General features: G+C 34.9%; 13 protein-coding genes. 11 read left to right on the top strand and 2 right to left on the bottom strand.

Translation table 11 applies throughout. The annotated features are described in order from the left end of the window. Nucleotides 1-4: 4 nt before the first annotated feature. Complete coding sequence (locus tag FGM02_RS10975; protein WP_139958427.1) at nt 5-3,121, bottom strand: SusC/RagA family TonB-linked outer membrane protein; 3,117 nt, start codon at nt 3,119-3,121, stop codon at nt 5-7. A 208-nt stretch (nt 3,122-3,329) separates the two neighbouring features. Next, nucleotides 3,330-4,997, bottom strand: coding sequence for a BamA/TamA family outer membrane protein (locus FGM02_RS10980; RefSeq protein WP_139958428.1), 1,668 nt, complete (start codon nt 4,995-4,997; stop codon nt 3,330-3,332). Between the two features lie 214 nt (nt 4,998-5,211). Here FGM02_RS10980 and rpsL point away from each other — a divergent pair, with 214 nt between their 5' ends. The 11 genes from rpsL (at nt 5,212) to rpsC (ending at nt 12,759) form a co-directional block, all read left to right on the top strand. Then, nucleotides 5,212-5,586, top strand: coding sequence for a 30S ribosomal protein S12 (gene rpsL, locus FGM02_RS10985; protein WP_139958429.1), 375 nt, complete (start codon nt 5,212-5,214; stop codon nt 5,584-5,586). A gap of 59 nt (nt 5,587-5,645) precedes the next feature. After that, on the top strand, nt 5,646-6,122 hold the full coding sequence (gene rpsG / locus FGM02_RS10990; protein ID WP_139958430.1) for a 30S ribosomal protein S7: 477 nt from the start codon (nt 5,646-5,648) through the stop codon (nt 6,120-6,122). Nucleotides 6,123-6,125: 3 nt separating this feature from the next. Continuing rightward, a complete protein-coding gene (fusA, locus tag FGM02_RS10995; RefSeq protein ID WP_139958431.1) occupies nt 6,126-8,249 on the top strand; it encodes an elongation factor G in 2,124 nt (707 codons plus the stop codon). 17 nt (nt 8,250-8,266) lie between these two features. Further along, nucleotides 8,267-8,572, top strand: coding sequence for a 30S ribosomal protein S10 (rpsJ, locus tag FGM02_RS11000; protein WP_139958432.1), 306 nt, complete (start codon nt 8,267-8,269; stop codon nt 8,570-8,572). A gap of 380 nt (nt 8,573-8,952) precedes the next feature. Continuing rightward, nucleotides 8,953-9,570: a 50S ribosomal protein L3 gene (gene rplC, locus FGM02_RS11005; protein ID WP_139958433.1), complete on the top strand. Its 618-nt coding sequence runs from the start codon at nt 8,953-8,955 to the stop codon at nt 9,568-9,570. After that, entirely contained in the window at nt 9,570-10,199 is a 630-nt protein-coding gene (gene rplD / locus FGM02_RS11010; protein WP_139958434.1) for a 50S ribosomal protein L4, read from the top strand. The genes rplC and rplD overlap by 1 nt, the downstream gene beginning before the upstream one ends. Before the next feature lie 8 nt (nt 10,200-10,207). After that, the gene (gene rplW, locus FGM02_RS11015) at nt 10,208-10,498 is read left to right on the top strand and encodes a 50S ribosomal protein L23 (RefSeq protein ID WP_139958435.1); all 291 of its coding nucleotides are present in this window, start codon (nt 10,208-10,210) and stop codon (nt 10,496-10,498) included. Between the two features lie 9 nt (nt 10,499-10,507). Next, nucleotides 10,508-11,329 carry a 50S ribosomal protein L2 gene (gene rplB / locus FGM02_RS11020; RefSeq protein WP_139958436.1) on the top strand — a complete coding sequence of 274 codons (822 nt, stop codon included), beginning with the start codon at nt 10,508-10,510 and terminating at the stop codon, nt 11,327-11,329. A 6-nt stretch (nt 11,330-11,335) separates the two neighbouring features. After that, nucleotides 11,336-11,617, top strand: coding sequence for a 30S ribosomal protein S19 (gene rpsS / locus FGM02_RS11025; protein WP_139958437.1), 282 nt, complete (start codon nt 11,336-11,338; stop codon nt 11,615-11,617). A gap of 5 nt (nt 11,618-11,622) precedes the next feature. Further along, entirely contained in the window at nt 11,623-12,033 is a 411-nt protein-coding gene (gene rplV / locus FGM02_RS11030) for a 50S ribosomal protein L22 (RefSeq protein WP_139958438.1), read from the top strand. A gap of 6 nt (nt 12,034-12,039) precedes the next feature. After that, nucleotides 12,040-12,759 carry a 30S ribosomal protein S3 gene (gene rpsC, locus FGM02_RS11035; RefSeq protein ID WP_139958439.1) on the top strand — a complete coding sequence of 240 codons (720 nt, stop codon included), beginning with the start codon at nt 12,040-12,042 and terminating at the stop codon, nt 12,757-12,759. Nucleotides 12,760-12,774: the final 15 nt, after the last annotated feature.

Genomic DNA, 12,774 nt, shown 5'->3' on the forward strand with positions numbered 1-12,774 from the left:
AGTATTAAAAAGTTAATTTAATGTTTCCACCTAAACTTCTAGTAGATGGTACACTTTGAAATTCAACACCTTCTCCTGTTAAACTACTTCCAAAGAAGTTAACCTCAGGGTCAACATGGGGTATATGGTCTTTTATGATCCATAAATTTCTTCCTTCTATACCAAGACTGATTGAATTGAAAAATGTTTTCTCAACTATTGATTTTGGTAATTCGTAAGATAGAGTGACTTCTCTTAGTTTTATGTAAGAAGCATCATATATGTTTCCTTCTGTATTACTGTTACTAGCGGCGTCTTCCCAGAATGCTTGAGCAGTTACTTCGGTTGTGTTTGGCGAGTAAGTACCATCACCGTTATTTATTACACCTTCTGGAACAAAAGGGGCATCTCTATTTGCAGCTGTATCAGCAGATAAACCTTGAACTCTTAAAGCTTGAGAAGTTGCTGAATAAATAACACCACCTTGTCTGATGTCAACAAGTGCACTCATGCTGAAGTTTTTATAACGAATAGTATTACCTATTCCTAATGTCCAATCAGGATAAATATCTCCCAATCTTTGGTCGGTAACAATATTTCTTCTTCCCGTTGTTGCATCATATACAATATTGCCATCAGGGTCTCTTTCCCAAGCAGTTCCATAAAGACCGAATGATTCTCCAGGTGCCGCTTTAATAGCTAATCCACTCCAACCACTTGTTAAGGAGTATTCATTAAGTCCTTCAACTAACTCAACAACTTTGTTTTCGTTAGATGAGAAGTTGAAATTAACTCCCCAAGTAAAGTTTTCTGTTAATATTGGTGTTCCAGTAAGTCCTATTTCAATACCTTGATTTTGTACCTCACCTGCATTAATAAGTTTGTACCAAAACCCAGTTGATTTGGCTACTGCGATATTTAAGATTTGGTCTGTTGTATTCTTTTTATAGTAACTGAAGTCTAACCCTAGACGGTTTTGTAGAAATTTTAACTCCAAACCAATTTCCTGAGAAACTACATTTTGTGGTTTTAAGCTATCTCCAGATGGAATGGTATTAGGTGCTTGAAAAGCACTGTATGATCCATGTGGGAATACACCTTGGTAACCTAGGTATTGTAAGAAATACGTGTCTTTTGGTTCGTAAACGAAATCTAAGCCGTATGGTGTTGTGTCACTACCAACATTGGCCCAATTCACTCTTAGCTTACCAAAGCTTAATATGTCATTTTCAGGAAGTAGTTTACTAAAGATGAAACTTGAACTTACCGAAGGGTAAAAGTAGGATTGGTTTTGTTTTGGTAATGTTGAAGACCAATCGTTACGGCCAGTAATATCTAAGTATACTATGTCCTTAAATCCTAACGATACGTTAAAATAAGCACCAACAAGTCTTTGTTTAAAAGAAGTAGAGTTTGCTGCAACAGATTTACCATTTTGCGGAACGTATAACCCATCAGCTACTAAATCATTTACAGTTGTGTAGTCTAGATTAGAGAATCTTTCGTTGGTATTGTGTCCAATTACTGCTCTTAATGTTATTTCATCATCGTTGAAGTTTTTGTTAATATTCAACATAACATCTGTGTTCAACTGGTTTCTAGTGATATTTCTTAAGTTAAAGCGACCTTCAGCTGCGGTGATTGTGTTTTTTGCCGTAATATGTTGTCTCCATTCATTATAATAATCGTTACCTACAATCACAGTTGAACTTAACCAAGAATTGAATTCGTAGTTTAAAGTAATATTACCAAAAATTCTATTTAATCTATTACTCCATTTGTTGTTTTGTGTAATCCAATACGGATTATTTGTGTTTCTAGCAACCTCGTATGGAAGCCCATTAGCATCCGTAATGTTGTTGTAAAGTAAAGAGTTACTTACTGTTCTTGGTAGTCCGTTTACAATATTAGTAATTACGTTTGGATCATTTGACCCCTGCGCCGGCTTTCCAGATGTATTTGATTTTGTATAATTAATAGAGGCTCTTACGTTCAATTTATCAGAGATATCTCTACCTGCATTTAATGCAATAGTCGTTTTCTTTAGTTCTGAATCAGGTGTTACACCTGTTTGATCAAAATTAGTAATACCTAAACGAAAATCACTTTTGTCATCACCTCCTGCAAATCCAAAACTGTTGATATAAGATACTCCAGTTTCATAAAAGTTTTTTACGTTGTCAGGGTTTGCTTTTAAGGTTACCATAGCTCCTGTATAATCCTCAAAAAGACTTCCTTGTGAATCACTAATTTTGGGACCCCAGCCGTTTGAGTCATCTTTGTCATAAACACCATCATTACCTTGAGCATATTCATTTTGAAACTCTGGAAGTTTTAATACATTATCAAAACGTAGTGAAGAATTAACCGTTATACTCATTTCTGTATTTTTCTTACCTCTTTTGGTGGTAATAATTATCGCTCCATTCTTTGCTCTTGCTCCATATAAAGCTGCTGCGGCTGCTCCTTTTAAAACCGTCATTGTTTCAACATCGTCTGAATTGATGTCTGACGCTCTGTTTCCGGCATCAACACCTCCAGCGATAATTTGACCTCGAGTTCCATTAAAACCTGAATTAGAAATTGGAATACCATCAACAACAAATAATGGTTGATTATTTCCTCCCATAGAACTTGCTCCACGAATAATTATTTTCGAAGAACCACCTAATGTTCCTGATTGAGAAGTAACACGTACACCGGCAACCTTTCCTGCAAGTGAATTAACAATATTGCTTTCTCTTGCTTTGGTTAGTTCTTCTGATTTAATAACCGTGGCAGCATAACCTAAGGATCTTTTTTCTCTTGTTATTCCAATAGCAGTTACCACAACTTCTTCTAGAGCTTCGGTATCTTCTATTAGCGTGATGTTGATTTTGTTAGTGTTTCCAACAATTACTTCAGTTGTTTTCATTCCAACATAACTAAACTGAAGAGTAGCTCCTTGTTTAGCGTCAATGGAGTAATTTCCATCAAAATCAGTTTGGGTACCTTTTTGTGTACCTTTAATCAATACGACTACTCCTGGTAGGGGCCCTGTGTTGTCGGAAACTTTACCAGAAATAGTTTTTGTTTGTGCAAATGTTAATTGCACTACAAACGCTAGAATTAGCGTTAAAAAACCATTAATTTTTGATCTCATAGTGGGATAATTTGAATTAGTTCTGTTAAAAGTCTTAATAATTTATTAAAGTCACAACATTTTTTGTTAATAAATGTTAAAGTAATTGAAAATAGTTAACATTTGTTTAAAATCACTATGGATTTAATAATAACATAGGTTTATTTATTGAGGGTTTTGAGGAATATGAGGCAAATATTCGAAATCGTTGATTTTTCAATAATTAAAATTAAAAGAAGCTGATTAGTTTTATGTGGAATAAGCCTTTTTGGAAATTAAAGTCAGTTTCGTTTGTTTTTCCGAAACCATAAGACATATTTATATGTCCAGAAGAGGTTTTGTAGCTGTATCCTAATCCTAAACTATATAAGGAATTGTTCGTGTTGGCGTACTTGTTTTTTAGGAAGCCTATATCGCTAAATGTGTATAGGTAGGAAGAGTTGGCTGTGATTATTTGATATTCAATATTCGTGTAATTGTAGGCAGAAGCTTGTATGCTTTGTTCGTTAAACCCTCTAATTGTTGTGGCTCCACCTAAAAGATAGTTTTCATTCAGTAGTAAGTTGTTACCAATAAGTTCTTCAAATGTTGTTTGAATGTTAATGGATGTACGGTTTGTTAAACCAATGTTATGAATTGCTTTTAAGAATAGGTGTACTTGATTTTCATTTTGTATATCCGTTTTTTTTAAGCCATGATCAAGTTGAATTAGAACTTGTGTTTTAGGTTTTAATCTTGTTTCTTTAGAACTAGTAAATGTATAGGCTAAGCCGTAGGTGGTTTTTGTGTATGTATTTATGCCAGCATTTTCTATGGTTAAAGAGGAATTGGAGTTTTCTTTGGTTCCGAATATTCCTATTGTATTTAAGTGGTCAATTGTGTAGTTTAAGGTTGCCTTGGTTTTTGTGTTGATAAAAGAGGAATCTTGTTTTCGGATATTTAATTCTAGTTCGGCGCTTATGGGACTGTTAAATATAAAAGGGCTTGTCAAGGCAATGTTTAATTGTTCTAGATTATTTCCGTTGTTATTCCATTGAAAACGAAATCGTTCTCCTTTGTTAAACAGATTATTTAATTCTATATGAATATGTCCGTTAAATCTTACGCCATTGCTATTTTCTTTATTACTAAAGCCTATGAGTCCATCAAAAATGTTTGAATTGTTTTTCTTCAAGTATAAATAAACAAGTGTAGAATCGTTGGTGAAAAGAACTTCTGGAGATTTTGTTTGCGTAATAAATTTTAATTGGTTTAATTTTTTTTCAATTGTTCCTATTTGCTTTTTGTTAAAAGCTTTTTTCTTGCTCAATTTTAAGTAGTGTTGTTTGAATCTTTTTGGGAAATCTTCATAGCCTTCGATTAGAATTTTATCTAGGTTTCTTGGTTTCGTATTGTCTGTAACCAACTCGGCAGTTAATTTGTCGTTTTTATATTTTATGTTTTCAAGTCTAATCGTAGCAAACAGGTCGCCTTTATTTTGGTAGAAGTTATTTAGTTCTTGTAAAAAGTTATCGAGCTCATTCACTTTTAAAGTGATCTGATTTTTTACAGGGCCTCTAAATCCCTTAGGAAGTGCTTTTTTGTTTTTAGTGATTAGGTGGATGTTGTCTGTTTTTATAGGTTGATCTACAATAAGTGTAAAGATGCTGTCATTTTCTTTATTAATTTTTTTAAAGGGATTGAAATAGCCAGCGTTTTGAGCTTTCGTTGTGAGTTTTTCTATTTCATTATGCATAGCAATGCTGTCTGGAAAATAAAGTTTTTGATTTTTAAAGTAGTCTTCTTCTAAAAGAGTTGAGCTAGTTTGTTGAATTTGTAAGGTTGTTTTTTGAGAATAAACTGGTGTTCTGCCAACGAATGCAAGGAGTGCTAAAATTAAAAACAGGTGTTTCTTCATGAAATTTGCAGGTTCAGTATGCGGCCATTGAAATAATTTGACTAGAGAAATTATTGAATTCAAAATTACTAGAATAATATGTTAAATTATAAGATTCTAGTAAATTTTAAAATTTAACTCCTTGATATTTGAATAAATAGAAATTAATTGTACATTTGCACCCTCTAAAAAATTTAGAGAATTATAAAACAAACGTAATTTATAACAAATTAGTATGCCAACTATTCAACAATTAGTACGTAAAGGAAGAACCCAAAACACTAAGAAGAGTAAATCGGCTGCTTTAAATTCGTGTCCTCAAAGAAGAGGAGTTTGTACACGTGTTTACACCACTACACCGAAGAAACCAAATTCTGCAATGAGAAAAGTTGCCAGAGTTCGTTTAACTAACGGAAATGAGGTAAATGCTTACATTCCTGGAGAAGGACACAATTTACAAGAGCACTCGATAGTATTAGTAAGGGGAGGAAGAGTTAAAGATTTACCAGGGGTAAAGTATCACATAGTACGTGGAGCTTTAGATACAGCTGGTGTTGAGGGAAGAACTCAACGTAGATCTAAATACGGAGCCAAACGTCCTAAGAAGTAAATTTTTAATGTTCGCTAGGTAAACAAAGTTTACAGCAACAACAACAAACTCAAGAAAACATGAGAAAAAGAAGAGCCAAAAAAAGAGTTCTTTTACCGGATCCTAAGTTTAACGATCAATTAGCAACACGTTTCGTGAACATGCTAATGTGGGATGGTAAGAAATCAGTAGCGTTCAAAGTATTTTATGATGCTTTAGATATCGTAGAAGAAAAAAAGGGAGAAGAAGAAAAGTCTGCCTTAGAAATTTGGAAAGATGCACTTTCTAACGTGATGCCTCAAGTAGAAGTACGTAGTCGTCGTGTTGGTGGAGCCAATTTCCAAATCCCAATGCCAATTAGACCAGATAGAAAAGTTTCTATGGCTATCAAATGGATGATTTCATTTGCTAGAAAAAGAAATGAAAAAACGATGGCTCAGAAGTTAGCAGGTGAAATTTTAGCTGCTGCAAAAGAAGAAGGTGCTGCTGTTAAGAAAAGAGTGGATGTTCATAAAATGGCTGAAGCAAACAAAGCATTCTCACACTTTAGATTCTAAGAAATGGCAAGAGATTTAAAATTTACAAGAAATATTGGTATTGCTGCGCATATTGATGCAGGTAAGACTACCACTACAGAACGTGTGTTGTATTATACAGGAGTTTCTCATAAAATTGGAGAAGTTCATGATGGTGCAGCTACAATGGACTGGATGGAGCAAGAGCAAGAAAGAGGTATTACAATTACTTCTGCTGCTACTACATGTGAATGGAAGTTCCCAGTAGAAAACGGTGAGGCTACTCCTGATACAAAAGGGTACCACTTCAATATTATTGATACTCCTGGTCACGTTGATTTTACTGTAGAGGTAAATAGATCTTTACGTGTATTAGATGGTTTGGTTTTCTTATTTAGTGCTGTTGATGGTGTTGAGCCTCAGTCAGAAACTAACTGGAGATTAGCTGATAACTATAAAGTGCCAAGAATTGGTTTTGTTAACAAAATGGACCGTCAAGGATCTAACTTTGCTAGAGTTTGTACTCAGGTAAAAGAAATGTTAGGATCTAACGCTGTTGAAATCGTTTTGCCAATTGGTGAAGAAGCTGATTTTAGAGGTGTCGTTGATTTGGTAAAGAACAGAGCTATTATATGGCATGATGAGACTCAAGGGGCAACTTTTGATATTATTGATATTCCTGAAGATATGGTGGACGAAGCTAAAGAGGCTCGTGCTAGATTGATCGAAGAAGTTGCATCTTACGATGAGGCTTTGTTAGAGAAATTCATGGAAGATGAAGACTCTATTACTGAAGATGAAGTACATGCTGCTTTAAGAGCTGCTGTTATGGATATGGCGATCATTCCTATGATTGCTGGTTCTGCATTTAAAAACAAAGGGGTTCAATTCTTGTTGGATGCTGTTTGTCGTTACTTGCCTTCTCCAATGGATAGACCTGAAGTTGTTGGTATTGATCCAAGAACTGAAGAAGAGACTACTAGAAGACCTGATGCAAAAGATTCTTTCGCAGCATTGGCATTTAAAATCGCTACTGATCCTTTCGTAGGACGTTTGGCTTTCTTCCGTGCTTATTCTGGTCGTTTAGATGCAGGTTCATACATCTTGAACAATCGTTCAGGTAAAAAAGAACGTATTTCTCGTATCTACCAAATGCATGCAAATACTCAAAAGTCTATTGATTATATCGAGGCTGGAGATATTGGAGCGGCAGTTGGATTTAAAGATATCAAAACAGGAGATACAATGTCTGCAGTTGATGCACCTATTGTATTGGAATCAATGGATTTCCCTGCTCCGGTAATTGGTATTTCTATCGAGCCAAAAACGAAAGGTGATATGGATAAATTAGGGATGTCATTAGCTAAGTTGGCTGAGGAAGATCCTACGTTTACTGTAAAAACCGATGAAACTTCTGGTCAAACTGTAATCTCAGGAATGGGAGAGTTGCACTTAGAGGTATTGATTGACCGTTTGAAACGTGAATTTAAAGTTGAAGTTAACGAAGGTGAGCCTCAAGTTGAATACAAAGAAGCTGTAACAAAATCAACACAACACAGAGAAACTTATAAAAAGCAATCTGGTGGACGTGGTAAGTTTGGTGATATCGTATTTGAGATGGGACCTGCTGATGATGATTTCAAAGGACCAGGATTACAATTTGTTGACCAAATTAAAGGTGGACGTATTCCTAAGGAATTTATCCCTTCTGTAGAAAAAGGATTTAGAGAGTCTATGCAAAACGGACCATTAGCTGGTTTCGTAATGGATACTTTAAAAGTTGTTTTAACAGATGGATCTTTCCACCCTGTGGATTCTGATGCTCTTTCTTTTGAATTAGCGGCGAAGATGGGTTACAAAGCATGTGCAAAAGCTGCCGGTGCTGTAATTCTTGAGCCAATCATGAAAATGGAAGCTATTACTCCAGAAGAAAACATGGGTGATATCGTTGGAGATTTAAATAGACGTAGAGGTCAAGTGAATGATATGGGTGACCGTTCAGGAGCGAAAGTAATCAAGGCTGATGTGCCTTTGTCTGAAATGTTTGGATATGTAACTACGTTACGTACTCTTTCTTCAGGTAGAGCAACATCTACTATGGAATTTTCACACTATGCACAAACACCTTCTAATGTTTCAGAAGAAGTTATTGCAAAAGCTAAAGCATAATCTCTAAAATATAAATCATGAGTCAAAAAATTAGAATAAAATTAAAATCTTACGATTATAATTTAGTAGATAAATCTGCTGAAAAGATTGTTAAGACGGTAAAATCAACTGGAGCTGTTGTAAACGGTCCAATTCCTTTACCAACAAATAAAAAAATATTTACAGTTTTGCGTTCTCCGCACGTAAATAAAAAATCAAGAGAGCAATTTCAATTGAGTTCTTTCAAAAGATTATTAGATATCTATAGTTCTTCTTCAAAAACTATTGATGCTTTGATGAAATTGGAATTACCAAGTGGAGTTGAAGTTGAAATTAAAGTATAATTTCAATTTCTAGCAACTCTTTAGGTTTGTGTAGCAAACTATAAGTGAATAAATTAAAGGGTAAAATCAGTCAAAAGATTTTACCCTTTTTTATTAAAACGGATTGAAAACTCGATTTTTTTTCAAGGATTTAGTTTAACTTGTTGAATAAGAAGGTTTTTTTCGTATATTTGCACACCCTAAAAAGGGGATTGTCAGTGAAATAAAGGCTTGCCTTTGTTTTTAAATGACGAAAACACGCCGAATTAGTTGTTCGGTGAACATGTCCGGAGCTGCGAGCGAAGGAAAAACGGTAAAAATATATTCAGAGCTGAAGATATTTTGCTCTGTTTTTTTTGAAATAAATTTTGAGTACTAATTAATATAAATAAATAATAAAAATGTCTGGGTTAATAGGAAGAAAAGTCGGAATGACCAGCTTATTCGATGCAAACGGGAAGAATATTCCTTGTACGGTAATCGAATGCGGTCCTTGTGTAGTTACCCAAGTCAGAACTGAAGAAGTAGACGGTTATACCGCTTTACAGATTGGTTTCGATGACAAAGCAGAAAAACGTACTAATAATGCGTTAAAAGGCCACTTTAAAAAGGCTGGAACTTCTGCTAAGAAAAAAGTCGTTGAATTTACAGGTTTTGATGAGGAGTACAAATTAGGAGATACTTTAACAGTAGATCTATTTGAAGAAGGTGAATTTGTTGATGTAACAGCAACTTCAAAAGGTAAAGGATTCCAAGGTGTTGTAAAACGTCATGGATTCGCCGGAGTTGGTCAAGCAACACACGGTCAACACAACCGTTTAAGAGCTCCTGGTTCTATCGGAGCAGCATCTTATCCAGCTAGAGTATTCAAAGGAATGCGTATGGCAGGAAGAATGGGTGGTGAAAATGTAAAAGTTCAAAACTTAAGAGTTTTAAAAGTAGTTTCTGATAAGAACTTACTTGTAGTGAAAGGATGTGTTCCAGGTCACAAAAACGCTTATATAACTATTGAGAAGTAATGAAAGTAGCAGTTTTAGATATTACAGGAAAAGACACAGGAAGACAAGTTGAGCTTTCTGATGCTATATTTGCTTTGGAGCCTAACAAGCATGCTATCTACTTAGATGTAAAGCAGCATTTGGCGAACAAAAGACAAGGAACGCATAAAGCAAAAGAAAGAGCTGATATTGCGGGAAGTACAAGAAAGATTAAGAAACAAAAAGGTACTGGTACTGCACGTGCTGGATCTATCAAATCTCCTGTATTTAGAGGAGGGGGTAGAGTATTTGGACCTAGACCAAGATCTTATTCTTTTAAGTTGAATAAAAATTTAAAGCGTTTAGCTCGTAAATCTGCATTAAGTTCTCAGGTAAAAGAACAAAATGTAATCGTAGTTGAAGACTTTAACTTTGAATCAGCTAAGACTAAAAATTTCGTAAACGTATTGAAAGCTTTCGGTTTAGAAGACAAAAAGTCTTTATTCGTTTTAGGAAATGCAAATAACAATGTGTATTTGTCTTCAAGAAATTTAAAGAAAACTACTGTAGTTGCTGGTTCTGAACTAAGTACTTATGGAGTTTTGAATACGAGTAAAGTAGTTCTTTTAGAAAGTTCTCTAGAAGGAATTGAATCTAATTTAAGTAAATAGGTAGCAAGATGAGTATTTTAATTAAACCTATTATCACGGAAAAAGCAACAAAAGATAGCGAAACATTCAATCGTTATACATTTGTTGTCGCTTTAGGAGCGAATAAAGTGGAGATCAAAAAAGCTATTGAGTCAACTTACGGAGTATCTGTTGAGAAAGTAAGAACCATGGTTTATCCAGTAACTAGAACAACAAAATTCACTAAGAAAGGTGTTGTTTCAGGGATGATTGGTCAATACAAAAAAGCAATCGTTCAATTGTCAGATGGTGAGGCAATTGATTTTTATAACAATATTTAATAACTAGAAATGTCAGTTAGAAAATTAAAACCAGTAACACCAGGTCAGCGTTTTAGAGTAGTAAATGGGTTCGACGCCATAACTACTGATAAGCCGGAAAAAAGTTTACTTGTTCCGAATAAAAGATCTGGAGGTCGAAACAACAGTGGAAAGATGACCATGAAATTCATGGGAGGTGGACACAAAAGAAAGTATCGTATTATCGATTTTAAAAGAGATAAAGAAGGTGCTGCAGAAGTAATGTCAATCCAGTACGATCCAAATCGTACAGCTTTTATCGCGTTGGTACAGTTTGCTGATGGTGAAAAAAGATATGTGATTGCTCAAGGAGGATTGCAAGTAGGACAAAAAATTGTATCAGGTTCAGGAGTAGCTCCAGAAGTTGGAAATGCAATGCCTTTAGGAGAAATGCCTTTAGGAACTACAATTAGTTGTATTGAATTAAGACCAGGTCAAGGTGCTGTTATGGCGCGTTCTGCAGGTTCTTTCGCACAATTAATGGCAAAAGATGGTAAATATGTTACAGTAAAAATGCCATCAGGAGAAACAAGATTGATTTTAGCTACTTGTGTTGCTACTATTGGTGTTGTATCTAACTCAGATCATCAATTACTAGTATCTGGTAAAGCAGGTAGAAGTAGATGGTTAGGAAGAAGACCAAGAACTAGACCAGTGGTTATGAACCCGGTTGATCATCCAATGGGTGGTGGTGAAGGTAAATCTTCAGGAGGACATCCTAGATCTAAAAACGGTATCCCTGCAAAAGGATTCAAAACAAGATCTAAGACTAAGGCGAGTAATAAGTATATTATAGAACGTAGAAAAAAATAATAAGATATGGCACGTTCATTAAAAAAAGGACCTTACGTATTTCATAAACTTGAAAGAAAAGTTTTAGCAAATGTTGAAGCAGATAGTAAGTCAGTAATAAAAACATGGTCTAGAGCAACTATGATCACACCTGATTTTGTTGGTCAAACTATAGCTGTACATAACGGTAGATCTTTTGTACCTGTTTATGTAACTGAAAACATGGTAGGGCACAAATTAGGAGAATTTTCACCAACACGTTCATTTAGAGGACACGGTGCGGATAGAAAAAATAAAGGTAAAAAATAGTAGGTATGGGAGTTCGTAAGAAAAATATGGCAGACCAACGTAAAGAAGCTAAAAAATCTTTAGCTTTTGCAAAGTTGACTAACTGTCCTACATCACCAAGGAAAATGCGTTTGGTGGCAGACTTAGTAAGAGGAGTTGAGGTTGAAAAAGCTTTACAAATCTTGAAATTTAGTTCTAAAGAAGCATCTATAAACGTTGAGAAATTGTTATTGTCGGCTATTGCTAACTGGCAAGCAAAGAACGAAGATGCTAGTATCGAAGATGCTGGACTATTTGTAAAAGAAATCTGTGTTGATAGCGCAGGTATGTTAAAAAGATTAAGACCAGCACCACAAGGTCGTGCACATAGAATTAGAAAACGTTCTAATCATGTAACAATCGTGTTGGGAAATAAGAATAACGCAATTCAATCGTAAGTAGAAATGGGACAAAAAACAAATCCAATTGGAAATCGTTTAGGAATTATCAGAGGATGGGAATCTAACTGGTATGGTGGAAGTAACTACGGAGATAAATTAGCAGAAGACGATAAAATAAGAAAGTACGTACGTGCTAGATTATTTAAAGCAAGCGTTTCTAGAGTTATTATCGAAAGAACTTTAAAACTTGTAACCGTTACTATCACTACTGCAAGACCTGGTATCATTATCGGGAAAGGTGGTCAAGAGGTAGACAAGTTGAAAGAAGAGCTTAAGAAAATTACTGGAAACGAAGTTCAAATTAATATTTTTGAAATCAAGCGTCCAGAATTAGATGCTACTTTGGTTGCTTCTAGTGTAGCTCGTCAAATTGAAAATAGAATCTCTTACAAGAGAGCTATCAAAATGGCAATCCAAGCTGCAATTAGAATGAATGCTGAAGGAATCAAAATTCAAATTTCAGGTCGTTTAAACGGAGCTGAGATGGCACGTTCTGAGCACTTCAAAGAAGGTAGAATTCCTCTTTCTACTTTTAGAGCAGATATTGATTATGCACTTGTAGAAGCACATACTACTTATGGAAGATTAGGTGTAAAAGTGTGGATTATGAAAGGTGAGGTTTATGGAAAAAGAGAATTGTCTCCATTAGTTGGTTTGTCTAAAAAGCAAGGTGGCGCTAAAGGTGGTAACTCTAAGAAGTCAGCTCCTCGTAAAAGAAAATAAATTTTTATAATTTAG

Source organism: Flavicella sediminum (genome assembly GCF_006381105.1).
Taxonomy (GTDB): domain Bacteria; phylum Bacteroidota; class Bacteroidia; order Flavobacteriales; family Flavobacteriaceae; genus Flavicella; species Flavicella sediminum.

What these genes read in the sequence shown, in the direction of transcription:
- fusA (WP_139958431.1), top strand. Translation starts at nt 6,126, where the DNA reads ATGGCAAGAGATTTAAAATTTACAAGAAATATTGGTATTGCTGCGCAT.
- rplD (WP_139958434.1), top strand. Translation starts at nt 9,570, where the DNA reads ATGAAAGTAGCAGTTTTAGATATTACAGGAAAAGACACAGGAAGACAA.
- rpsS (WP_139958437.1), top strand. Translation starts at nt 11,336, where the DNA reads ATGGCACGTTCATTAAAAAAAGGACCTTACGTATTTCATAAACTTGAA.
- rplB (WP_139958436.1), top strand. Translation starts at nt 10,508, where the DNA reads ATGTCAGTTAGAAAATTAAAACCAGTAACACCAGGTCAGCGTTTTAGA.
- rplC (WP_139958433.1), top strand. Translation starts at nt 8,953, where the DNA reads ATGTCTGGGTTAATAGGAAGAAAAGTCGGAATGACCAGCTTATTCGAT.
- FGM02_RS10980 (WP_139958428.1), bottom strand. Translation starts at nt 4,997, where the DNA reads ATGAAGAAACACCTGTTTTTAATTTTAGCACTCCTTGCATTCGTTGGC.
- rplW (WP_139958435.1), top strand. Translation starts at nt 10,208, where the DNA reads ATGAGTATTTTAATTAAACCTATTATCACGGAAAAAGCAACAAAAGAT.
- rpsJ (WP_139958432.1), top strand. Translation starts at nt 8,267, where the DNA reads ATGAGTCAAAAAATTAGAATAAAATTAAAATCTTACGATTATAATTTA.
- FGM02_RS10975 (WP_139958427.1), bottom strand. Translation starts at nt 3,121, where the DNA reads ATGAGATCAAAAATTAATGGTTTTTTAACGCTAATTCTAGCGTTTGTA.
- rpsL (WP_139958429.1), top strand. Translation starts at nt 5,212, where the DNA reads ATGCCAACTATTCAACAATTAGTACGTAAAGGAAGAACCCAAAACACT.
- rpsG (WP_139958430.1), top strand. Translation starts at nt 5,646, where the DNA reads ATGAGAAAAAGAAGAGCCAAAAAAAGAGTTCTTTTACCGGATCCTAAG.
- rpsC (WP_139958439.1), top strand. Translation starts at nt 12,040, where the DNA reads ATGGGACAAAAAACAAATCCAATTGGAAATCGTTTAGGAATTATCAGA.
- rplV (WP_139958438.1), top strand. Translation starts at nt 11,623, where the DNA reads ATGGGAGTTCGTAAGAAAAATATGGCAGACCAACGTAAAGAAGCTAAA.